This window comes from Pseudoalteromonas sp. KAN5 (assembly GCF_022846535.1).
Lineage (GTDB): Bacteria > Pseudomonadota > Gammaproteobacteria > Enterobacterales > Alteromonadaceae > Pseudoalteromonas > Pseudoalteromonas haloplanktis.
Window position 1 is genome coordinate 1,559,185 of record NZ_AP025589.1, and the last position, 23,717, is coordinate 1,582,901.

Here is a 23,717-nt window from a genome sequence, read left to right on the forward strand (position 1 = left end):
TAAGAAACACACAGTGAATAAAATACCTTTATATGAAAAAGTCGGTTATGCCATGGGTGACGCCGGTGCCAATTTAGTTTGGCGTGGTGCTCTTGCCTATCTTGCGGTGTTTTATACCGACACCTTTGGCATCTCTGCCGCAGCGGCTGCCATGTTATTTTTAGTCGTGCGTCTATCTGACGGTGTGACCGATATTATTATGGGTATGATTGCCGACAGGACAAACACCCGCTTTGGTAAGTTTAGACCTTGGATACTCTGGTCAGCTCCTTTGTTAGGGTTATTTATGGTGTTATGTTTTACCACCCCTGACTTCAATGAAACCAATAAATTAATTTACGCCTACGTCACTTATATCGGTTTAACCCTCGCCTATACCGTCAGTAATGTGCCCTATTCAGCCTTAATGGGCGTAATGAGCCCCGATGATACCGAGCGAACTAAACTATCCAGTTTTCGTTTCGCTGGCGCGTTTGCAGGCGGGTTATTAGTCATGGGTTTTTTGCCTGAGTTAGTGGCTTATTTTGGTGATGGCGATAATGCCAAAGGCTACCAATTAACTATGTATTTATTTGCGGCACTATTGATTGCATTGATGGTGATCACTTTTGTGTCAACAAAAGAGCGTGTCATCCCACATGCATCCAACGAAGGGAGTTTAAAATCAGAGCTCAAAGATTTAACTAAAAATCTGCCGTTTATTATTTTACCTCTGCTCGCAACCACTTTATTCTTTTACTATCGTGACATCTACAGTGGCTTATTTTTCGCTGTGATTATGGCGGTCATGACGTTCGTAATAAAAAAACTACTCAACAAAGATCAAAGTAATTTAACCGGTACGCAGCGCGACATGGTTGATTTATTAACCAACAAACCTTGGCTTATCCTACTCGGTATTGGCTTTTTAACCATGATGTTCAATGGTATTAAATATGGTGTTATTGCCTATTACTTTAAGTATCAGGTTGCTGATGAACTGATGGCTGGACAGTATTTTGTCGCGTTATTAATTGTTTCTATTTTTGGTGCTTTGGCGACAGGTAAACTAGCTGAGGTGTTAGGCAAACGTAACCTATTTATTGTATCGCTGGTTTTAAGTGGCTTATTAACTACCGCCTTTTATTGGGTGCCAAGTGATAATATTGCGGCTGTTTTCACCTTTGGTTGTGCAGCTGAGTTTTTTGCCGCCATGATGCCAACCTTATTTTTTAGCATGTTGGGGGATTCTGCTGATTATTCTGAGTGGAAGAACAAACGCCGTGCTACAGGCTTAATCTATTCTGCTGGTACTTTTGTACAAAAAACCGGTGGTGGTTTTGCCGGTGCGTTGGTGTTGGTTGTATTAGCAGGTTACGGCTATAACGGTATGGATGAATCAACTATCAAGCAATCACTACCCGGCATGCAATTATTAATGAGCTGGATACCAGCAGCATTTGCATTCTTAGGTGCAGCATTGATGTTAATTTATCCACTTACTTCGCAAATGACACAAAAAATTACAGAAGACTTGGCAATTAGTCGCAGGAATGTGTAAATTACATAAACACTCAATACTGATTTATAAAATATCATATAAAACAGAGCATTAACGTTAGGAAATCAATGGCTACAATTTATCAGGTATCAGAGCTTGCAGGTGTATCCCTGTCAACTGTATCCAGAGTTCTGAATAATAATGACTATGTGAGTAAAAAAACTAAAAAGAAAGTCATGGAGGCAATGCAAGAGCTTGGCTATCAACCAAGTTCTATTGCCCGCTCCCTTGCCTCAAGTAGAACCAGCAGTGTCGGTATTTTAGTCTCTGAGTTAGATGGTCCATTTTTCGGCCAAATGATGTCTGCGATCGAAGAGCAACTTCGTGCGGCAGGCAAACACGTAATAATCACGCCAGGTCACAGTGACGAAACTAAAGAGAAAAACGGGTTTGAATTTCTGATCAGCCGAAATTGTGATGCCATTATTGCCCATGTTGAAGCTGTCTCAAACGAATATTTAATTGAGTTAAGTCAAGGTAAAACGCCCATTTATTTAATGAGCCGCTATGTTGAAGAGATCAAAGACAACTGCATCAGCCTGGATAACGTAATGGGTGGGTATTTAGCGACTAAAACCATGATCACTCGAGGTCATAAAAATATAGCGTATATTGCAGGACCACAATTTAAAATAGATGCATCAGATCGACTTAAAGGTCATAAACAAGCCCTGAGTGAATTTGGTATCGAGTTCGATGAAAACTTATTTTATATTGGCGACTTCAAAGAAACAGGCGGTAACGATGGTTTGAAGTCGTTCATCGATAACAAGGTTTCCTTTACAGCGCTAGTGTGTGCAAATGATGAAATGGCCTCAGGGGCTATGAAGTATGCCCGAGAGCACGGCTTTAACCTGCCTAGTGATCTTGCCATTATTGGTTACGATAACGTCATTTTTACCAACTACTTGTACCCAACGCTTACAACGATCAACAACCCAGTACCAGAAATGGGAAAAATGGCAGCTAATTTAGTACTTAAAGATATTTATAAGCACACCGGCATTACTATTAATTATATTTTCCAGCCAAATCTAATTTTGCGTGACTCAACGCCGTCGCTAAAATAACTGGTTAGTGCAAGAACTCATATCAATCCTGTTAAGTAATACCAATCGTGTTAAGTTACTGACCATTTATAGCGACAGATAAATACAGTGATAACAAGGCATAAATTTTGACATGTAGTTGTTCTCGGCAATTGCTCCTGCATTGCTCTACCTCCTGCATCCATGCAGTCGTACATGAAAAATTTATAACGCAGTTAGCGCTTTATTTAGCCCGCTAGAATGGTTAAATATTTAAGTCGATTGGTATAATTAAGTCGATTGGTATCAGTTTAGATCAAGCTGGCCTAGCTCATTGCATACCCAGCGAGCATCTAAATAGCGCGTTAAGTTGTGCTCAGCAAATTGCAAAAAGCTACGTGCCGCATGAGATAAATGCCGATCGGTACGAATAACAAAATACCAATGGCTGGCAAGTTGCGTATCTTTGACACTTAGCACTTTAAAACTCTCATCACCTTTAGGCAGTACATGACGAGAAAGTACACCGACCCCCATCCCAGATGATACCGCGACACGAATAGCCTCATTACTTGCCATTTGTACACTGTTACTTAACACTAAACCGCGTCCCTGTAATTCACTTTCAAACAACATACGGGTAGCGGATCCCGGCTCTCTTAATAAAAATCGATAACTTGTCAGCTCAGCCAGCGTGATCTCACTGGCCGCTGCAAGGGAGTGCGTACTGGGCACAATAAATTCAAGTGGATTTTGTAAAAAACGCGCCGCTTTTGCGTGCTCCAGAGATGGCGGATGACTGAACACATAAATATCGTCTTCACCACGATCAAAGCGACCCAACACCTCTGCACGATTGCCAATTTCTAAGGGGAGTTCAACATGGGGATGTAAATTACTGTATGGCCCAAGTAACTTAGGCAAAATATATTGGGCGGTATTAACCATAGCAATTTTACAACGGCCGCGCTCGCCGCCTCTAAGTTCTGCTAAAAAGTCTTTGTAATCATCAAACTGGCCAAAAATCTGTTGGCATGTTTTAAATAACTCCAAGCCTGCTTCGGTCACCGTTAATTTTTGCTGTTGCATTAAAACTAACGGCTCTGCCACCGCCTCTTGTAAACGCTTAATTTGTAAAGAAACCGTAGGTTGAGTTAAATGCAGCGCTCTGGCTGTCTCACTGATCGAGCCTGTTTTCACCACACTCATAAACACTTCAAGCAATCGAAATGATATATGCCTTAAATCCATGTCTACCTCATAAAGAAAAATTATAAACAATATTAAAGTACAGCAACCTATAGATGATAACCTATAGGCATCCATTAATCATTTTATTATTTACTATACAAAGTTTTCATTACAATAGCGCCACTTCACATACTAAGGGGAAAAGTGTGCCAGATATTGTTGTAATGTTTTTTGTTTTAGGCTTGGTTGCAGGGCTGTTGCGATCTGATTTAAAAATACCGCAAGCGACCTACGAAACGCTTAGTTTGCTGCTGATGCTCACAATTGGCTTAAAGGGCGGTATGGTGCTGCACGGTAATCTAAGCTGGCAGTTGCTGCCAGAAATGGGCTCAGTAATGTTGTTGGGCGCATTTATTCCACTGATGCTCTATCCAGTTTTAAAGTATGTTGTAAAACTATCCGTCGCTAACAGTGCCAGTATTGCTGCCCACTATGGATCTGTCAGCGCAGGCACTTTTGCCGTTGCACTGGCTTATGCCGAATCGTCACAACTCATTGTTGGCGCAGAGGTTACACTTTATTTAGTGATGCTAGAATTACCGGCGATTATTGTTGGCTTATTACTTTACAGACGTCTTGATAAAGAAAACAACAGTACACGCACGCTTTCACTAAAAACACTGTGGCACGAAACCCTTACCAATAAAAGCATCATTCTTTTAGTCGGTGGCGTTATCATTGGTATGCTTTACGGTACACAACAAGGCAGCCAAGTGACTAACTTGCTTACCAGCAGTTTTAAAGTGGTACTAGCGTTATTTTTACTGGAGATGGGATTAACAGCTGCTAAAACACTGCGTCCTATTCCTTGGCATCATTGGCGAGTTGCATTGTTTGCGTTAATCACACCGCTGTTTTTAGGCGTAATTGGGGTTACTGTCGGCACAGCCTTAAAACTCGAACTAGGCTCCGTGGTTGTATTAGCAAGCTTAGTAGCCAGCGCCTCCTATATTGCCGCCCCCGCGGCGATTAAAGCTGCAATTCCAAAAGCAGATATCGGCTTGGCAATGCTCAGTTCTCTGGGTATTACCTTCGCGTTTAACGTCACTGTAGGGATTGGTTTATATCACCAATTGGCTGTGGCTATACAATAATTAGCTTGCTTTAAAGTAATATGGGCTCTTTCTAAGAGCCCACTTAAACCTGCTCCGGCCATTTTATTGCTTTACTGTCTTTGCCATTTTTACAGCTGAGCGGTTCATTACCTTGATAGTTTTTACAGCCCCAAAACAGCCCTTTAGCACTTTGGCGTAGCACCATCTCAGCGCCGCATTTATCACAAATAGGCTGTATGTGATTACACGACTCATTAACGCACGCCTTAAAGCCTGCATAGCGGCTGCGTGTCATTGGGCTTTGACACTGCTGACAAGGTTTTTCTTTATGCTTGCAATGTGGATAGTGCGAGCATGAATAAAACACACCAAAGCGCCCTGTTTGTTTTTTTAAAACACCGCTATTGCAGCGCATACAGTTTATATCTGCACTGTAGAATTGTTCATTATCAGTGCTAAATTCATGCAGCTCTATGTTGTGCTCAGCTATTAATTCAGTAACAAAACAACTGCTGTTGGTCATATCGGCAATAATATACGCCCGCTGCTTTGCTCGCGTTAGCGCAACGTAAAATAACCGTCGCTCCTCTGCAAAAGTAAACGCTTCTTTCGCTGGTAATAATGCCTCTAAAATTGCGGGAGTGGCTTTTTCACTCGGAAAGCCATGCTTACCTTTTTGCAAGCCGATAATGATCACGTGATCCGCTTCTTTGCCTTTTGCGGCATGAAAGGTCTGCGATTGAATTTTTAACAACGGATACTTCAGTTGCATGGCGGTAATATCTGCATTGCTTGGTAGCTGAAACCAAAACCGTGCTAAAAAGTAAACTGAAGTGGGTTTGCACACTGTACTATAAATTGCACCAAGCACATCGTCTATTGCGCCATTAGCAAGCTCTGCAAGCTCGCTTTGATAATAATTATAAGTAGTCGGTGCTTTCTTTCCACGTCTTAATATGGATACCGCAGGCTGTTGTACTTGAGTTAAAGACGTTATGGTTTTATTAAGCTGCGCTGGGTTTTTACTAATAAAGGCAGAGGCAACCTCGCCTATTTTATTATTAAAACGAAAAGTAGTGTCCAATTGCGCTTCGGTGGTAAAACCAAAATACGTTTTAAACTGTGTGGTTAACTTTATATCTGCGCCGCTAAAGCGGTAAATCGCTTGCCAATCATCACCCACAGCAAATACCGAGCACCCTTTACGGCTATCACGCAGGGCTTTAACTAATCGCGCTCTTGGCTCAGATATATCCTGAAATTCGTCCACCATAATATAACGCCAAGGCGAATGAAACTTGCCTGACTCCACATACTCAATGGCTTTGATGATCATGTCTTCAAAGTCTATCTCGCCGCGCTGCTGCAAGTGTGTATTGTAATGAGAGAGGATCGGCTTTAATAATGCCAGTGCCTGCGTGGTTTGCTGGGCATCAAGCGAGCGCTTAATCACCTTCACTTCATCTGCAGCGCTTAAACATGTGCCTTTGTATAAGCCGAGTAATTGTGCAAATAACGTCGCTAAAACAGTGACTCTGCCTGTTTCCTTTAAACTCGCAAGCAGTGACTCTACTGGCAACATCTGAGTGTGCACGTTAACACTTTTTAGCGCCTGCTCGAGTTCGCTTAACAATATACCTTGTTTGTGTTGCCCATAGGTCAGCGCTACACAGTGAGTGTTATTACTGGCATGGGTGGTGTTTTTCCAGTCCATTGCCTCGTGGTACTGGGTTTTATCAATATACGGGGCGGTATTCCCTGCTTCATCAATGCCGTAATACTCTATGTAAATATCATACTCAGGCAAATAAAAGTCGGGCTTATACTGACTACGGTCAATGGTTTTAACCGCTACTTTGTAAGGCGCTTCGTATTGATAATCTATGCCATGATAAAACAGCCAATTAGCAATATACAGTTCACCAAAGCTTTTTACTTTGTCGCCTTTGAGACTGCGAATGTCATTATCATTTAAGTAGCTGTAATAATCGCCTAAGGTTTTAAAATCAACCTCATTTTTTTCAACGTAATAATATTTGCTAAAATAATCCAGCACTAGAGTGCGATAACGCTCGTTATTATCAATCAGTGACTCAAAAGATTGTTGTACCCACTTAGCTTTTGCTTGTTCATCTTGGGCGAGCACACTCATGCTGGGTTTGGCATTTTCAACCTTAGCAATGATCGCAAGGCCAATGCTGTGAAAGGTTGCAGCCTTTATTTTATCTGTGGCGAGTTTGGTTTGGATCCGCTCATCCATTTCATCAGCGGCTTTTCGGCCATACGCCAGCAATAAAATATCACTGTATTGCGCTTGCTGACTTGTGACTAAAAAACCTGCTCGGCCAATCATTACACTGGTTTTGCCGGTACCCGCCCCTGCCAACAATAAATTGTTGTCGTCATCAATAATACATGCTTGCCTTTGACTATGTGTTAAAGGGTTGCTCTCGACCGAATCAAAAAAGTGGGCGTGTAATTTAAGTTGCTTAGTAAGATAGCGCTGTTGTAAATGTTGGGTAAGTCGTTCATGCCAATTAGCGTATTGTTCAAGTAACGTTATTTTATTAGCAACTAAGCTCAGTACAGGGCTTTGTTTTACCCAAGGTAACCAGCGCTTATATTCATCACGTGCAGCTTGCTTTAAACTGGCCACATGAGATTGACGTAAGTATCGCAGCTCGACAAATTGCGATATTTTAGTCAATACCGCATTAAGTTTAGCCACATTGGCTTGCAGCCAATATTGCTCACAGCTCGCTTTAATTTGTCGGTGAATGCCATACGCTCGCATCAAAAATGTATAGTTTTGCTCAGCTGTGGCAAAGCGAATAGTTTGCCCGAAAACCCCATAAGAGAAAGATAATGGCGCCAACAACTCCCCCCACTCAATGGAAGTCACTGTATTACCTTGTCGAATGACAAGCACATGCTCATCAAATGCTAAGCGTGCTTTGCTCGCAAACATCAGACCAAACAGGCTAACTGGAATAGAATTCATTACTGCTGAATTCCTTAATAAAATTAATTACCTGTATTTTAAAGCATGCAACTCAATAAATCTGAAAATAACGCTATTTATTTTACAGCTTCCTTGTAATCGTTTCAGAGTAAAATAGCTTACTAGTGTTTTATACGTGTGCAACCAGCCACTCACACAGCTCATGCGTTAAGCTATCTTTTTTAAGCTGTAATTGGTCAACTTGCTGCGCTTTAACTGCCGCTAACCATGCATTTAGCATCGATTCAAAGCCCCGTTTATATAATGTCGGCTGCCAATCCTTTTGCGGCACAGGCTGTTGTATTTCATTGACCATCGATGTCAGATTAGTGAGTGATTCAATCCGCCACTTTTCATTCAAACCGGTTATTTCAACAACTTCCTCATTACATCCACTTAATCTATCCATCGCACCTTGAAATAACCGCCCCTCAAACTCAAAGCTAATATGTATAGCAGCCAGTAAGCCTTGTGGATCTAATTGTGAAAACACCTGTAACTGGTTAAGTTGATCAAAACGCTCTACATTTGCAAAATGGCATAAACTATCAACCACATGAATGAAGTCATCAAAAATAAAGGTGCGCGGCTGTGCTGGTAAATTTAAGCGGTTTTTTTGCCATTTAAGATGGCGTATTTTTGGCTTTGCAATATCGGCCATAATTGGTAAAAAGCGGCGATTAAAGCCTAAAAATAATGGCGTGTTCTGTTTAGTCGCCAGTTCAATAAGCTCACTCACTTCACTAAAACTATACGCTAATGGTTTATCTACAAATGTGGCAATTTTTTGCTCAAGCGCTTGTTTCGCAAAAGCATAGTGCGACTGAGTATTCGTATGGATCATCACCCCGTCTGGTTTGCACGCTAATACATCTTGATAATCAGTAAAGTGTTTTTCTACCCGATATTGCGAAGCTAATTTGCTCAACAGCCGTTCATTTCGCGTACAAAAAATAGGATCGATCTGCGCATGCTGTGTGACAATAGGTAAATAAGCTTTTTGTGCTATATCGCCAAGTCCGACTAGAGCGATTGTTAGTTTACGCATTTTACTGTTGTCCCTTGATGAGAATTAAAACCAAGAATACAGCATACCAAGTTATTCTTTAGATTGATAAAACAACTACATTTTCTAAACAATATTGCTAAAAAAAAGACACTAAAATGACGTAAATAACCCGTAAATTTACCTAACTGATCGCTATAAATAAAATATCGAGTAAATATTCAAATATAACTTTACTTGAGTTCAAAATCGGATTAAATTCGCCGTAAAATTAACCACTTCAAAATAATTGCTGGTCATTAAAGTTCCCTCAAGCAATTATTTACGCCCTTTAAATCGGATATCCTAATGGTTGAGCTCACAGCCGGTCATAAACCAAATAATCCTCTTGCACCTGTTATTGGCTTATCTTTTTTTGCGATTGCATCTGGCTTTTTAATGAGCCTCATTCCTCTATCATTGAACGCTTTTGGGCTGGATAACGAACTTGCTTCTTGGCTAGCAAGTGTGTTTTATCTTGGCTTATTAATCGGTGCTTTTTTTATTGAACGTATTGTTACAAAAATAGGCCACCGACATGCCTTTATGGTATTTCTGAGTTTATTAATTGTTAGTGTTACCGCCCAGCTTATTTTTCCAAAAGCTCATGTGTGGCTTTTAGCTCGCTTTGTCGCAGGGATTGCTGTCGCAGGTGTATTTGTAGTGGTAGAGTCATGGTTATTGATGACCGATACAGCCAAAGCACGTGCAAAACGATTAGGCCTGTATATGACATCCCTCTACGGCGGTAGTGCAGTTGGCCAACTGGCCATTGATCCACTAGGCACCAGTGGTGCACTTCCTTATTTATTTGTTATTGCACTCTTATTTGTCGCAATGTTAGCACCACTACTCATAAAGTCAGGTCAGCCGCAAAGCCATCAGTCGCAAAAACTACAATTAACTGAGTTAAAGCAATTGAGCCGCCCAGCCATCTTAGGTTGCTTAGTCTCAGGATTAGTACTTGGTCCAATTTATGGTTTAATGCCTGTTTATATTGCCGAGCAAAGTGCACAAGCCGCTTTCACTGGTACCTTAATGGCGACCGTCATTTTAGGTGGCATGCTCGTGCAGCCTTTAGTAAGTTACCTATCTACACGAATGGCAAAAAGCTTGTTAATGGCGTTATTTTGTTTATTTGGTGCGCTGGGGGTCGTTGGTATCATGCAAGCTGTGCATTTTAATGTATTGATCGCTAGTTACTTTATATTAGGGGCAGCAAGTTTTGCACTTTACCCTATCGCCATCACCTTGGCGTGTGATGCATTACCAATCGAAAAAATAGTCTCAGCAACCGAAATTATGTTATTGAGCTACAGTTTTGGCTCGGTATTTGGTCCGCTACTTGCGGCTAACCTATTTGACTCAGCAAACGGCATTATGGTGTATTTAGGCGGCTGTTTATTCACTACCTGTATTTATATGCTGATAAAAAGCCTTAAAAGTATTTCCACTGACAATACCCCTGTCGCGGGGTAATCCAAAAAAACCCCATACTAATATACTCAGTATGGGGTTTCTCTTTTATAACTAAAATCTATAAAGAAAGGTTTTCTTTAGCACGCGCTAAGTTATGAGAAACCATCACGCTGTCTGCAATTTGCACTGCTTCATAGAAGTCGGAAATGCCAGCCGCATCATTATTTGTCATCATACGAGATACACCACGGTTACTTAAAGCAAATGATGTTAGCTCACGAACTTTCATTCTCGGCCCATCACTTTGCTTTAACAAAGCAATTGCTTTTGTGCAAATCGCTTCAGCTTGTTCGTAATTTTTTGACTTAACATTGAGTGCGCAACTATTAAATGACTCTTCTAATTGTACCGGTGCAGTCTCTTGCTCGATAACCATTAATTTGTAATCACTCTGATCAGCCATAACAGCCGCTGAGCAAGTAAATAATGAGCAAAGAGCAATGGTTTTGATAAGTGTACGTTTCATGATTATATTCCTATTTGGTTACGTCGTATCTGTTGCCGACAGTTAAACTTTAAGCTGTTCTCACTATTTCGACAAACGATAAAAATAAACCTAATAGGTGAAGGAATTTAACTCATAGACTTTAGTCTAATACAAACAGGAAAAGTACGAATAAAAACAAACAATAAAAATTACTGATATAACTTAAGCACACTGAAATTGCGCAATTGATCCTCTCAGTCTCAGCTCAAAAAAGACACCCTATTCTTAAGGCAAAAGATTGCAAAATGGTAAACTTAGCTCATGACATCTAGATTGATGAAATTTCAGCTGCCGCAACTATGTCGAAGTATTATTTCATTCGTCTATTTAACCAACAATTTGGCATCACACCACCACCAATATGTGTTGAACTGTCGGATCATCCAAGCGAGAAAATACATAGAATCCGGTTTGAGTACCTCGCGAGCCGCATTAGATGCAGGCTTTGCCGATAACAGTCATTTAAACCGCCACTTCAAGCGTGTTTTTGGTTTAACGTCCACGCAATATCAACGACAACTCTCGCGCTAAATTACAAAGGCTCACTATGTTAGAAATATTCGCTTATACCCCTAGACCAATAAATTTGCTCGGCCTGCAAAGTGGTATCAATAATAAAACCAATGCACACCTAGGCTTTTTTGCCGGTGTAGCAAGTGCAATACTTTTGCTATTTGTACTCTAGGTTATATAGAAATTGCATTGATCCCAGCAAAAATATTGCCAGTTATAAATTTTGCGGGATGTTTATATATTCTCTATATCGCGGTTAGGGTAGCTAAAACACCGGTCAATTTTGATGATAACCAAGCAACCAATATAAAGTCGCTAACCTTTAGTAACGGCCTATTTATGCAACTACTTAACCGCAAAGCCCTCGCTGCCACCTTGCCCATTACCACCATTCAATTTCCCGCCGCGGGCATTGCTGGAAGCAGTATTGTATTGTGGTCATGTATCTTGGCGTTATTAGCATTTGGCGCACCAGCGAATTATTCACTTGCAGGCAGAGCCATAGGTAAACATATGACAAACGCACACTACTTTGAAGTAATAAATTTATTGATGGCCGCATTGCTTGTGGTGGTCGCAGCAGATATAGCCGTAACGCAGATTTTTATACAGTAATAGCGGCAAATGGTTACATCAGGTTTGCAGCATACTCGCCATTCCCTGCGCTATAAACGCAAAAAACCCATATTGAGTTAATCAATATGGGTTTTCTATAACCTGTAAGCTTATAGTGAAAGGTATTCTTTGGCGCGAGTTAAGTTATGTGAAACCATTGCACTGTCAGATATTTGTGCTGCTTCGTATAGATCTGACAGGCCAGCTGCATCATTTTTAGCCATTAAGCGTGACACTCCACGGTTACTTAGTGCGTACGACGTCAGCTCGCGTACTTTAAGTTTTGACTTACCGCTTTCTTTTAAAAGCGCAATTGCTTTTGTACAAATTGCTTCTGCCTGCTCATAATTTTTTGATTTGACATTTAGTACACAACCATTGAAAGACTCTTCTAGTTGCTGTGGCGCTGTTGCCTGCTCAATAACCATTAACTTATAGTCACTGCCGCCAGCCATAGCCGCTGCTGAGCAAGTTAATAATGAGCCAAGTGCGATGGTTTTGATAAGTGTAAGTTTCATGATTATATTCCTATTTGGTTGAGTCGCGTCGTAACTGTTGCCGACAATTGAACTTTAGAGTGTTAGCTCACTTTCGACAAACGATAAAACTAAACCTAATAGATGAAGAAAATTAACTCATAGACTTTAGTCTAACACCCAAGTTCGAGCCACAAATCAACAATTTGATCTACTAGTAACTTAATTTAACTTATATGTGTTCAAAAAGCTGAGTGTTACCTTAGAAAAACGTTTTTTGTTACCAAATTGATAACTAATGAATTGACATATATACTCATCAGTCTATAGCAAAGGTGTAGTTTAATGCTTTATTCGGAAAGTAATCATGCAGCCAAAATACTTAGTATTCATATTATGGACTTTAATTTGTTGTAATATAACGGCCTGTGGGGCTGGCGCTGCAAATGTTCAAACAACGCAATCCGAAACGGCGACCACGGTTGATAATGGCGTTCCCGCAGATTATCGAGTGATTATTTATGGTAACAGTCACAGTGCGCAATTAGGTGCAATGCTTAAAGTGCTTGTCACTAGTCAACTGCCAAACAGTACAATAGACACAGTAACAATAAGTGGTCGATTTTTAGATGAGATTGTCGCCGTGACTGGAAATTTAGAACAATTACAGCAAAACAGTTGGAGCCACGCTATATTTCAAGGACAGAAATACTCCCAATCAGGCACGGTCTACTATTCTACAGATGCAGCCCGGCATTTAATCGCAACTGCCAAAGCAAACAATGTCATGCCTATTTTATTCCCTGAGCACCCGCAACGTGGCAATCCTGCTGAAGCTGATCGTGTCTATAATTTACATCAATCGATTAGCCAACAAGAGCCCAGTTGTGTTGCACCTGTAGGTCTGGTTTGGAATCGCGTATTAGCCGTGATGCCAACAGCTAAGTTATACAATGCTGATGGAAACCATGCCTCTTATGCAGGTAATATGCTGACCGCCATGACCTTCTATGAAATTATCACCGGTGAATTAGCCGATGCGATCCCCTTTACTTCGGCTCTTGAATTAGAGCAACAACAACAGGCTCTTTTTGGGCAAATTGTTACTCAAGTACTCGCTGAACATCCCGCTTGCCCTATCCCGTAATAAACACTCGTTTGAAAAGTAAAGAGCTGAATGAAGTAAAGTAATGCGTATTTACTGCTCAGCTTTGTATGACTTTCCAGCTAAGTAATGATGTTTTATTTATTGCAGTCTACACTAATCGATTATTGCGCATATTACGTAATGGCTTACATACATTTAAAAATACAAGTGACAATAATGTTTTCATTTTTTAAAAAAGATCCACTGAAACAACTTAATAAACAATACAGCGCCAAACTTGAACAAGCTATGTTCTCACAACGAAATGGCGATATTAAAGGCTACTCACAACTCACCTTTGAAGCAGAGCAAATACTCGATAAAATTAAAACTCTCGAAAACAAAATCACTTAAATAAACTACAGTTATTTTTATTCGAGAGCGCAGGTATCTATGCGATAGGTAAATTTTTACGCTTTACTATTATTTTGATGTAAGTCACCCACTAATAAACCGTATAAGGCTGAATCTGAAATCACGCCGTTGATTTCCCAGCGTTTACGTAATAATCCTTCTTTAATAAAACCAAGACGCTCAAGTGTTTTTGCCGATGCAGCATTGTCAGGGTCCAATTCTGCTTCTATCCGCCTTAAACCTATTTCTTTAAAGCCATAACTTAGCAGTGCGTGTGCTGCCTCAAAAACTAAACCTTTGCCCCAATATTGAGGACTAAGAGCATAACCAATTTCAGCACGCTTTGAATCAGGTACATAGTTATGCAGCATACATTTACCAATCAACTGTTGGGTCGATTTTAAAATCATGGCCAAACAAACTTGTTTTTGTTGTTCGCTGGCAGCCTGGCTTGAGGCAATAAAATCAATAGCATCACAGTGTGACTGCCAAGGGGGTGTATGCCAATACTCCATAACGATTGGATCTGCAAAAATAGCGAGTAAATTCTCAGCATCACTGACATCTAACGGCCGTAGTTGCAGACGTTCAGTGTCGATTATAGGCGTAGACTTATTAGGCATAGCATCTCCTTGAAGCAATGAATCCAAAAAAGTAGCCTAACTTAGTTCCTAATTTAGTTCAAATTAATACGGACAAAATACTAATTAGAGTGCTTTTAAAATCCGATCTTTACGGGGTAAATAGTAGTCATCATAATCAAGAGAAACGATCACTCGCTTAGCTCTACCGAGCAATTCGGCTCTAGGAACTAAACCTATAACTCTGGAGTCAGCACTATTATCACGGTTATCACCCATTGCTAAGTACATGTCTTCAGGGATGATAACGGGTGCAAAATTTTGCATTGCAGAGCGCTGTTTGGACAATTTAACTGCGTGCTTTATACCATTGAGGTTCTCTGTTGCTACGCGATTTATTGGAGTTTCACTCACAGGGTCGTAATTTAAATGTTTACCATTTATCACTAACTGATTATCGACCAAAGCTACGCTATCACCGGGTACACCTATCACCCGTTTTATCAACCGATTTTGCGCTGCAACAGAATCAAATACAATAATATCGCCTGCTTGTGGCTCTGCTATTTTCAACAGTGAAATCTTCGTAAATGGCACCCGTAAATCATAGGCCATTTTATCGGTAAAAATCCGATCTCCTTCTACAATCGTTGGCTTCATTGAGCCTGTCGGTACTTCGTACCAATCGGCTACTGCGCTTCTAAACACACACATAAGCGAAATAAATACGATTAAAGAGCGGTTTTTCTTCCATATTTTATAAAGGTATTTCATTATGTTGATCCATTCTATTTACTTATCTTAAATAGACATATTCTGTACTTATCCGTTCAGTTAACTTTGTAACAAAGTATGTCTTTGTGCTACTTAAAATAAGCTTTTAATACCACTCGTTTGTCGTAGTGATTTTTTAGCTCATTTAAAGGATACTATTTGGAAACAAATAATAATTACTACAAAATATATGGAAATTACTCAAGCTAAGGCAACTCTCGATAGCAAAGCCAAATTTTGTTTAGACCTCTTACCTGGCAAAATAATTGATATCCAATTTACCAACCCATTAACAGTCAGGTTTAAATTAACTTTAATTGGTTACGAGACCGGTAAATATTTAATTTTAAAATATCCACCTCAAGCAAAAAACAATCAGTATAGTGATGTGCTCAAAGAAGGTAATGGGGCAATTGTACGTTACATTGTTGAAGGTGAACGAGGTGAGTGTGTAGCATTTTCAACCACAATTTTAGCCATTGCAGTTCGACCAGAAAAATTAATCTACCTTACTTATCCTAAACAAATTGAAAGCAGGCAGTTGCGTGAAGTAAACAGATTACAAACGCATATTCCAGCCAAAATTAGTATCAATAAAGATCAAAATTATGACAGCGAAAATCTATTACAAGGGATCATTATTGATATTTCCACCACAGGTTGTCGCTTTACCGTCCACGTTAACTCTGGGTTCTTAGCACTTAAAAAACGTCAAGTATTTGTGCATTTACTATCCCCCATCGACAACAACGCTGTTGTGATTTGCGCGCATGTTCGCAATAACCAAATGCAAGGCAACCGTTTAAATGTTGGAATTGAATTTGCTGGATCAGAGCAGCAAAAAATGCATAACTTACTAGCCGCTTACGCCATTGATATTGGCCAATGAGTACTCACTCAATATGAAGTTAATTAAACCGACAGAGAATCATCTAATAACAATCATGGATTGGTTTTCTAATGAACAAGAGCTAACCAATTGGTCTGGTCCAAATTTCAGGTATCCATTTGATTTATATTCTTTTACTGAAGATCTCAAGGTGAGTTCACTGAATTCATTTGTACTTATATCAAATAAGTCAGAATTTTTAGCATTTGGGCAGTTTTATCAACGTTTAGATAAATGCCACCTAAGCCGATTAGTAGTGAACCCCGAATTTCGTGGTAAAGGGATCGCAGCAAAGCTTATGTCACATTTATGTGAGCTTGGGCAACAAGAGTTAAAACTAAAAGCGTATTCACTGTTTGTTTTAGCGCATAATGAAACGGCTATTAAATCTTATCAGAAATTTGGCTTCACATTCGCAGACTATCCCGGTGAAATACCATTAGCTAATTGCTTATACATGATTAAATCATAACCCCAGCTGTTTAACGATTTAACTTACACGGTTCAGCTGTCAGCTCGACTGTATTAACAAACCAAAGCTGACAGTGTACCAATCAATAATTATTGATTTTTATATTGCTCTTTGGCTTTTTCAAGCTCGCCATCTGTGATGCCTAAAGACACTGCAGCTTCTTTAATTAACTGTGGTTGTGTCATTACTAACCCCATTAACGCTTGTAGTTTCTCTGGTGGAATACCTAGCTGCTGAACAAGGGCCATTGCCATCATTGGGTTTTGGGTAAACGCTTGAAAAAGCTCATGTACTTTTTCGTCGCTAACGTTATGCTCTTTTAATGTTGCAATAATTGGGTTCATTGTATGCCTTATTATTTTTTAGATACTCTCATTTATATGGGCTAACTGCGGATTTTAAACCTACATAATTAATTTACTGCACTTCTAACACTACTTTTCCGGCATTTTCGTTACGCTCTAATATTTCATGCGCCTGCATAGCCTGTTGCCATGGTAGCGTTTTATAAATATTAAAATCAAAGCGTTGATTGGCAATATCATCATAAAACATGGCAACAAACTCATCACGAAGTTGGCGTTTAAATGCTTGGCTTCGGTTACGAAGTGTTGAAGCATGAAATGAGATACGTTTTTGTAATAAACGGGCAAAGTCTACCTCTGCAAAGCGGCCATCTAAAAACGCTAACATAATAATTTGGCAATCCATTGCTGCAATCTCAGCATTTTTGTTTAAATAACGCCCCGAGACAGGATCAACAATAACGTTAGCAGTTAACTGATGATGCTGCATATATTCAGCAAAATCGGTGGTTTTATAGTTGATGACGTGATCGGCACCTAACTGTTTAGCATGCTGACATTTTTCATCACTGCCGGCGGTGATCACCACCGTTGCACCAACACGTTTTGCCATTTGAATAGCCGCGCCACCTACACCACTGGCACCCGCGTGAATAAGTGCTGTTTGCCCTTGCTGTAAGTTACCCAGCTGAAATAATGCTCCAAACGCGGTTAAATAGACTTCGCTGATTGCTGCGCCCTGTACCATAGTTAAACTATCAGGTAATTGCATCATTTGACCGGCATCAACAGCCACATATTCACTATAAGCTCCGCCTGAGCACAAGGTAAATATTGATTGATTAAGCCAATTGCTATCAACCTCAGTGCCGAGTGCAACCACTGTTCCTGCACATTCAAGCCCTAAAATAGGGCTATCACCTTTTGGTGCTGGGTATTTACCTTGGCGCTGCATGCAATCGGCGCGGTTAACCCCTATTGCGGCCACTTTCACTAGGACTTCGTTCGGTTGCAATTGAGGTTTGTCAGTGTCACTCAAGCTTAGTTGCTGCTCGTGATGAGATATAAATTGCATTGTGGCTCCTTGGTCGGTTAGCTAACTTTAGTCGATTTTGCGCCATACTTCGGCTTCAACTAACTTACCATTTTCAGTTAAAGAATGATGCCATAAGTTATCCTCAATTTTGTAATCAAAAGCCATGGTTTTACCAAGTAATGATGGAATATTGCCATACGCAAATGTTTCAACAAACTGTTGGTTCTTTAACGTGTACTTACCACCACCTGCATAGTGAAATTCACCGTTTTTTTGCGTAATGTAGTTAAAGTGAGTAGCTGTAATTAATTTAATGGACGTAAGCTCAGGGGCTTTGGCAGTGACATAGCCTTGTTCTACCGCATACTTCCCCTCTACAAACTCCCAACTACCGAGCAGTGGATTAGCTAAAGCTAAAGGTGAGGTAAGTAATATCCCCGTTAAAAGTAATGTTTTCATGGTATATCCTTTTAAGTCTTCTTATTAGTGTTTATAAATTGTACCTGTTGCGGTAAAGAACACCTATCAGACTTGTGGCTAACTTATGTAAATCGCCAACTCTGTTTATAAGGATATACATCGTAAACGTGACCGGCGTTAATCTGTGCTTGGCACTGTTGCCAGAATTCAGGGCTGAACAAATCATTATGCTGCTGACAAAAATAACTAAATGCACGCTGATCTGCACTAAAAAACACCTTGAATTGACTTGGGAATACATCGTTTTCGTCAACATCAAAATAGCTTTCGTTACTGAGTTCATCAAAGCTATTTTCACTACTGGGTAATTGCCTAAAATGACACTGTGTAAGTGGGCAAATTTCATCATAATCATAAAATACTACGCGCCCCCACCGAGTGACGCCAAAGTTTTTCATTAACATGTCACCTGGAAAAATGTTTGCTCCCGCTAAGTCTTTTATTGCTTGGCCATAATCATCCATAACTTTATTCAGCTTAATATCATCGCATTGATTGATATAAAGATTCAGCGGGGTCATTTTACGCTCCACATAGACATGTTTGAGCACTAACGCTTTATCTGCAATTGATATACTACTGGCAATATTAGTCTGCATTTGCGCAAGTAACTCATCACTAAAGCGGCTTAAGTCAAAAGCCAAATAGCGAAATTCATGGGTGTCGACCAAACGACCCACTCTGTCGGCTTGTTTTACGAAGTCATATTTTGCCATTACTTGTGCTTTGCTGGCTGTTTTTGGCGCATTAAATTTATCTTTTATCACCTTATACACATAATCAGAGCCCGGGGTGGTAAATACCAACATCACCATGCCTGGCGTGCCTGGGGCAATAATATATTTATCATCAATAGGGCTATTTTTCGTCGTGTCTACTTTGTAACGATAAAACTCCGTTTTAGCATGTTTAATAAAGCCAATGGCATTAAATAACTCAAAACGTTGTTTATGGGGCATTAGTACAGATAAGTAATCAACATAGCGTGCGGGTTGATCGGTATCGACCATAAAATAAGTACGAGCAAAGCCAAAGAGTAAACTCAGTTGATCGGCCCCCATCATTACCGCATCTAACGTTAAGCCGCTATCTGTATTCAAAATGGCAACTGCAAATGGCATATTATCACCATTCTTAGCTATGCAGCGGCCAATTAAATAACAGGCTTTATTTCTAAAAAAAGTGAATTAGCGTATTCAATATAGCCGTCATTTAAATCTAGTAACTCATACACTTGGCGACATTGCAACTTTGCACCGGCTCGGAGCGTACGCTGTAAATTATCAATATCTTTTCCTAAATCAATAAATTGAACCCGAAAAGCTTGGCGGTAAATGAGTTGCTGAACCGCATTAGTAAAACCATTTTGTAAAGAAATGCGACTCACTAAATTATCAAATGGCCGCGGTTTTGCTCGGTACTTGGCTTTTAATACAAACAAATGCACGGTGCGGATTTTTTTATCATCCCAAATAGCGCCAAATGTGGAATTAAAAAACGTATGCGCAATCGGTTGATTTTCATGCTCTGCAACCATTTTCCCATAAATATGTTTTGCCTGTTGCCAAAGTTGTGGTTCATGCAATTCTTGAAATGCAATGATCCGCACCGCCTCACTAACATTTTTAACTTGCCGTTCGTATACTTGCAATCGCTCTCGCATTGCTGACTGAACACCTTGCCACTGTTGCTGCTCAAAGCGACTTTGCGCTCCTAAGGTGATATTTAAAAACTCTGCGAACATAGCTTCAAAACCTGCAAACACCGCTCGGGCTAATTTAGTCGCAATCACTTGCTGCAGTGCGTTTTCTAGCTCAACTGACACGGATTGTGGCGGCTCTAATTCAGGCATATTTTTATCACTTATGGCGACTATTTTTCATTACTGGTTTACACACCTTAGCAAGCAGGCTTTAATTTAGATAATTAATACAGCGAATAAATAAGATTGATTAAATGAATATACGTAATGTCGATCTCAACCTGCTGGTGTACTTAAATGTACTCATAGATGAGCGAAATGTCTCTAAAGCAGCAAATAAACTAGCGCTCACCCAACCTGCAATGAGTAACGCATTAAAGCGTTTACGAGATTTGTTTGATGATCCTCTGCTAGTACGCGCCGCAGGTTCAATGACACCAACCGCAAAAGCACTGAGTTTAAAGCCTGAAATTGAAGCTTTACTAAAAATGGCTGAAGCTATCACCCAACCCAGTGATGTTTTTGATCCAAGCACAGCACAAGCAACATTTCGCATAATGGCCAACGATTATTTAGAGTCAACCTTAGTCGCGCCTTTTATTACCGCACAGCTGAATAAACATCCGGGATTAAACTTTGATGTGCTGAGTCCAAGTGATGTCAGCCTACAAGATATGGAAAAAGGCAGTATTGATTTAGCTATCAATCGTTTTAATGGCTTACCCCGCTCGTTTCACCAAGCCAGTGTGTGGCGTGACAATTATTGCTGCTTAATGCACCCTGCAAACTCTTTCTTGCAAAAGCCTGATTTAGAAAACTATTTAGCAAGTGAGCATATTTGGGTTAATCGTGCAGGTTGGGGAGCAGAAGCTGCGGTGACAAATAAATCCGGCAGTCAAAAACTAGGGTGGGTCGATGAAGCTTTATGGCAACTTGAACAAACTCGTCATATTAGGGTGTTTACCCGCCACTATATGATAGCCAGCTTGCTTTGCCAGTCACCTCAGTTAATTGCCACCCTGCCACGGCGACAAGCCATGTTACTTACAAAACATACAGAGTTAGTCATAAGCCCCGTTCCCTTTCAAATTGTGCCTATTGAAGTAAAAATGCTCTGGAGTCCGCTGCTTCACCATGCCAGTCCTCACCAATGGCTACGTCGTGAATTATTAGCATTTGCGCAAACGATTGCTGATAGGTAATGAGTAAAGAACAGTTCAATGTGGTGTAAATAACGATAAAAAATCCGTAATAAGCTTTGCTCATTACGGATTTTAGCTGTTTGTCATTCGTTCGCTTAACGACGCTGTGCCGATAATCGCTTATTTTAAACTGAACACCGATTAACGACGTTTAGTTTGTTTGACGCGATTATTGTGCTTTTTAACAGCTTTACGAATTTGATTAATTTTAGCGCGCTTATCTTTACGCTTTTCAGGCATTACTGATAATTTAGTTTGTGTTTCACGACCTAATTTAACTGTTTTACGTAAGTAGTTAACCGTCTCTAGATCAAGCTCAGCCCAACCACCTTGTGGTAAGCGTTTATCGAGCTCTAATTTACCGTAACGAATACGGATCAGCCGAGATACTTCGACATCTTGAGATTGCCATAAACGACGTACTTCACGATTACGTCCCTCAGTTAAAGTAACGTTATACCAACGGTTGATGCCTTCCCCGCCCAATGGTTTTATGTTTAGGAATTTAGCCATGCCATCTTCAAGCTCAACGCCTTTACTTAAGTTTTTGATGGTTTCAGCTGTTACTTCACCAAATACACGGGCTGAGTATTCACGCTCAACTTCATAGCTTGGGTGCATTAAACGATTGGCAAGTTCACCATCATTGGTGAATAACATTAAACCTGCAGTATTTATATCTAGTCGGCCCACAGCAATCCAGCGTTCACCATCAATACGAGGTAAGCGGTCAAATACTGTGCGGCGCCCTTCTGGATCTTTTCGTGTACATAACTCACCCTCCGGCTTGTTATACATGATAACGCGGCAAATGCGTTCTGCTTTTTCTTCAATCTTCACGGTGTGACCATCAACACGGATCAAATCCGTTTCTTCTACGCGGTCACCTAACTTTGCCACTTTACCATTAACACTCACGCGATTTGCATCAATGTATTTTTCCATTTCACGACGAGAGCCAACACCCGCTCTTGCCAATACTTTTTGTAACTTTTCACCTTGTATACTCATTCGGACAGTTCTCTCACAGAAGGATCACTCAATAACTGGTCTATTTTACTTTGCTGCTGCTCTGGCAGTGGCGGTAAATTTTCTAACCCTGTTAACGAAAAATAATCTAAAAATTGTTTGGTTGTCGCATATAAAGCAGGCCTACCTGGCACCTCTTTATGGCCAACAACATGTATCCACTCACGTTCGAGCAGACTTTTAATAATACCCGAGCCAACAGTGACGCCACGGACTTGCTCGATTTCTCCTCGGGTGATCGGTTGACGATACGCGATGAGCGATAACGTCTCCAATAAAGCGCGAGAATATTTAGGTGCGCGTTCTTGCCAGAGGTTATTTAACCAAGGCGCTAAACTCGCACAGGCTTGAAATCGAAAGCCGCTACCCACTTCAACTAGCCGGATACCTCGGGTTTGATAATGAATTTGGATTTGTTCAAGTGCGAGGTTAATGCGCGTCATCGACACACTCAAATCACCTAATACCGTTTCTTTTAAGTGCCGCTTACTAAAGGGGTTTTCCAGCAACAAAAATAGCCGCTTCAATGATCTCAACAAGTTGTTCATCACTAATTCGTCGCCCCGCCATACCTATTTCTAACCTAATAAACTTGCGTAACGTAATATTATGACAGATCAAACTTAAACTGGGAAAAACTATCGTTAAATATCTATAAAAAATGCCAATAACACAGTTATTGGCATTGAGGTTTTCTATTTAACTTTGATAAATTAACTCTTTCTTATCATCTCAAGAGCTTCATCTTCGGCAACATCACTGCCATAAGTTTGAATATAACTAATGAATTCTTGCTTACTGACGCGTTTATCTTGGTTTTTATCCATATAGCCAAAATGATTTGCTATATCGTCATCATTGGCTTCTGTCACTGAAATATAACCATTGCTGTCATTGTCTAATGAGCTGAAGTTATTTTCTATAGGATCAAATTTCGCGATTTCAGCTTTAAAGGCTGAATCACTCACTTCACTATCACTGGCAACTTTGCCTGTGTTAAGCTGCATATAAGTATTAAATTCTTGACGACTGAGTTGCTCATCCATATTCGTATCAATATTTGAAAAATGTTGCCAAATATTATCGTCGTCAGCTTCTGCTTTTGAGATAAAACCGTCATCATCGTTATCTAAGCTACCAAAATCACTGTCAATTTTTGACATTGAAGATGTAGCACAAGCTGATAAACTCACCGTTGCTAAAATTGTAGCTGCTAAAGTTAACTTTTTCATAAGACATTTCCTTGTAGTTAAATT

General features: G+C 40.2%; 22 protein-coding genes and 2 pseudogenes. 10 read left to right on the forward strand and 14 right to left on the reverse strand.

Going from position 1 to position 23,717, the window contains the following annotated elements; genetic code table 11:
- Nucleotides 1-13 precede the first annotated feature (13 nt).
- Entirely contained in the window at nt 14-1,540 is a 1,527-nt protein-coding gene (locus tag KAN5_RS06815; protein WP_016709339.1) for an MFS transporter, read from the forward strand.
- A 68-nt stretch (nt 1,541-1,608) separates the two neighbouring features.
- Complete coding sequence (locus KAN5_RS06820) at nt 1,609-2,610, forward strand: LacI family DNA-binding transcriptional regulator (RefSeq protein WP_244390798.1); 1,002 nt, start codon at nt 1,609-1,611, stop codon at nt 2,608-2,610.
- Between the two features lie 264 nt (nt 2,611-2,874).
- Here KAN5_RS06820 and KAN5_RS06825 read toward each other — a convergent pair whose 3' ends face one another.
- On the reverse strand, nt 2,875-3,819 hold the full coding sequence (locus KAN5_RS06825) for a LysR family transcriptional regulator (RefSeq protein ID WP_244390799.1): 945 nt from the start codon (nt 3,817-3,819) through the stop codon (nt 2,875-2,877).
- 146 nt (nt 3,820-3,965) lie between these two features.
- Here KAN5_RS06825 and KAN5_RS06830 point away from each other — a divergent pair, with 146 nt between their 5' ends.
- Nucleotides 3,966-4,913 (forward strand): sodium-dependent bicarbonate transport family permease, encoded by a 948-nt coding sequence (locus KAN5_RS06830; RefSeq protein ID WP_138555840.1) that lies wholly within the window; start codon nt 3,966-3,968, stop codon nt 4,911-4,913.
- A gap of 43 nt (nt 4,914-4,956) precedes the next feature.
- Here the strand turns inward: KAN5_RS06830 and KAN5_RS06835 are convergent, their stop codons facing one another.
- Together KAN5_RS06835 and KAN5_RS06840 are read right to left on the reverse strand one after the other, a co-directional pair.
- The gene (locus tag KAN5_RS06835) at nt 4,957-7,875 is read right to left on the reverse strand and encodes a UvrD-helicase domain-containing protein (protein ID WP_244390800.1); all 2,919 of its coding nucleotides are present in this window, start codon (nt 7,873-7,875) and stop codon (nt 4,957-4,959) included.
- Nucleotides 7,876-8,005: 130 nt separating this feature from the next.
- The gene (locus KAN5_RS06840; RefSeq protein ID WP_244390801.1) at nt 8,006-8,923 is read right to left on the reverse strand and encodes a Gfo/Idh/MocA family oxidoreductase; all 918 of its coding nucleotides are present in this window, start codon (nt 8,921-8,923) and stop codon (nt 8,006-8,008) included.
- 306 nt (nt 8,924-9,229) lie between these two features.
- Here KAN5_RS06840 and KAN5_RS06845 point away from each other — a divergent pair, with 306 nt between their 5' ends.
- Nucleotides 9,230-10,399 carry an MFS transporter gene (locus KAN5_RS06845; RefSeq protein ID WP_016709333.1) on the forward strand — a complete coding sequence of 390 codons (1,170 nt, stop codon included), beginning with the start codon at nt 9,230-9,232 and terminating at the stop codon, nt 10,397-10,399.
- A 58-nt stretch (nt 10,400-10,457) separates the two neighbouring features.
- Here KAN5_RS06845 and KAN5_RS06850 read toward each other — a convergent pair whose 3' ends face one another.
- Nucleotides 10,458-10,865, reverse strand: a complete 408-nt coding sequence (locus KAN5_RS06850; protein WP_016709332.1) for a hypothetical protein — start codon at nt 10,863-10,865, stop codon at nt 10,458-10,460.
- Between the two features lie 723 nt (nt 10,866-11,588).
- Between KAN5_RS06850 and KAN5_RS06855 the strand changes: the two genes are divergently transcribed.
- Nucleotides 11,589-12,014: a transporter gene (locus KAN5_RS06855; RefSeq protein ID WP_202799310.1), complete on the forward strand. Its 426-nt coding sequence runs from the start codon at nt 11,589-11,591 to the stop codon at nt 12,012-12,014.
- Nucleotides 12,015-12,124: 110 nt separating this feature from the next.
- Here KAN5_RS06855 and KAN5_RS06860 read toward each other — a convergent pair whose 3' ends face one another.
- Nucleotides 12,125-12,532, reverse strand: a complete 408-nt coding sequence (locus KAN5_RS06860) for a hypothetical protein (RefSeq protein ID WP_016709330.1) — start codon at nt 12,530-12,532, stop codon at nt 12,125-12,127.
- 325 nt (nt 12,533-12,857) lie between these two features.
- Between KAN5_RS06860 and KAN5_RS06865 the strand changes: the two genes are divergently transcribed.
- Nucleotides 12,858-13,637: a hypothetical protein gene (locus KAN5_RS06865; RefSeq protein WP_244390802.1), complete on the forward strand. Its 780-nt coding sequence runs from the start codon at nt 12,858-12,860 to the stop codon at nt 13,635-13,637.
- A 177-nt stretch (nt 13,638-13,814) separates the two neighbouring features.
- Complete coding sequence (locus KAN5_RS06870; protein ID WP_138555835.1) at nt 13,815-13,991, forward strand: DUF6435 family protein; 177 nt, start codon at nt 13,815-13,817, stop codon at nt 13,989-13,991.
- A gap of 56 nt (nt 13,992-14,047) precedes the next feature.
- On the opposite strand, the gene KAN5_RS06875 is transcribed toward KAN5_RS06870, so the two are convergent.
- Entirely contained in the window at nt 14,048-14,614 is a 567-nt protein-coding gene (locus KAN5_RS06875; protein WP_244390803.1) for a GNAT family N-acetyltransferase, read from the reverse strand.
- An 84-nt stretch (nt 14,615-14,698) separates the two neighbouring features.
- Complete coding sequence (gene lepB, locus KAN5_RS06880; RefSeq protein ID WP_244390804.1) at nt 14,699-15,346, reverse strand: signal peptidase I; 648 nt, start codon at nt 15,344-15,346, stop codon at nt 14,699-14,701.
- A 190-nt stretch (nt 15,347-15,536) separates the two neighbouring features.
- On the opposite strand from lepB, the gene KAN5_RS06885 reads away from it, so the two are divergent.
- Together KAN5_RS06885 and KAN5_RS06890 are read left to right on the forward strand one after the other, a co-directional pair.
- On the forward strand, nt 15,537-16,235 hold the full coding sequence (locus KAN5_RS06885) for a flagellar brake protein (RefSeq protein ID WP_138555833.1): 699 nt from the start codon (nt 15,537-15,539) through the stop codon (nt 16,233-16,235).
- Between the two features lie 13 nt (nt 16,236-16,248).
- Nucleotides 16,249-16,707, forward strand: coding sequence for a GNAT family N-acetyltransferase (locus KAN5_RS06890; protein WP_244390805.1), 459 nt, complete (start codon nt 16,249-16,251; stop codon nt 16,705-16,707).
- Between the two features lie 89 nt (nt 16,708-16,796).
- Here KAN5_RS06890 and KAN5_RS06895 read toward each other — a convergent pair whose 3' ends face one another.
- From KAN5_RS06895 to aceK, 4 genes and pseudogenes are all read right to left on the reverse strand, one after another.
- Nucleotides 16,797-17,051 carry a DUF2999 family protein gene (locus KAN5_RS06895; RefSeq protein ID WP_016709323.1) on the reverse strand — a complete coding sequence of 85 codons (255 nt, stop codon included), beginning with the start codon at nt 17,049-17,051 and terminating at the stop codon, nt 16,797-16,799.
- 73 nt (nt 17,052-17,124) lie between these two features.
- Nucleotides 17,125-18,087 (reverse strand): zinc-binding dehydrogenase, encoded by a 963-nt coding sequence (locus KAN5_RS06900; protein ID WP_244390806.1) that lies wholly within the window; start codon nt 18,085-18,087, stop codon nt 17,125-17,127.
- A 27-nt stretch (nt 18,088-18,114) separates the two neighbouring features.
- Entirely contained in the window at nt 18,115-18,507 is a 393-nt protein-coding gene (locus KAN5_RS06905) for a hypothetical protein (protein WP_016709321.1), read from the reverse strand.
- An 83-nt stretch (nt 18,508-18,590) separates the two neighbouring features.
- Nucleotides 18,591-20,380: pseudogene (gene aceK, locus KAN5_RS06910) on the reverse strand (bifunctional isocitrate dehydrogenase kinase/phosphatase).
- Nucleotides 20,381-20,484: 104 nt separating this feature from the next.
- Between aceK and KAN5_RS06915 the strand changes: the two are divergent.
- The gene (locus KAN5_RS06915) at nt 20,485-21,432 is read left to right on the forward strand and encodes a LysR family transcriptional regulator (protein ID WP_016709319.1); all 948 of its coding nucleotides are present in this window, start codon (nt 20,485-20,487) and stop codon (nt 21,430-21,432) included.
- A 141-nt stretch (nt 21,433-21,573) separates the two neighbouring features.
- Here the strand turns inward: KAN5_RS06915 and rluB are convergent, their stop codons facing one another.
- The 3 genes and pseudogenes from rluB to KAN5_RS06930 form a co-directional block, all read right to left on the reverse strand.
- The gene (gene rluB / locus KAN5_RS06920; RefSeq protein WP_016709318.1) at nt 21,574-22,443 is read right to left on the reverse strand and encodes a 23S rRNA pseudouridine(2605) synthase RluB; all 870 of its coding nucleotides are present in this window, start codon (nt 22,441-22,443) and stop codon (nt 21,574-21,576) included.
- Nucleotides 22,440-23,031: pseudogene (gene scpB / locus KAN5_RS06925) on the reverse strand (SMC-Scp complex subunit ScpB). The gene rluB and the pseudogene scpB overlap by 4 nt, the downstream one beginning before the upstream one ends.
- Nucleotides 23,032-23,174: 143 nt before the next feature.
- Nucleotides 23,175-23,693 (reverse strand): calcium-binding protein, encoded by a 519-nt coding sequence (locus KAN5_RS06930; protein ID WP_016709316.1) that lies wholly within the window; start codon nt 23,691-23,693, stop codon nt 23,175-23,177.
- Nucleotides 23,694-23,717 lie beyond the last annotated feature (24 nt).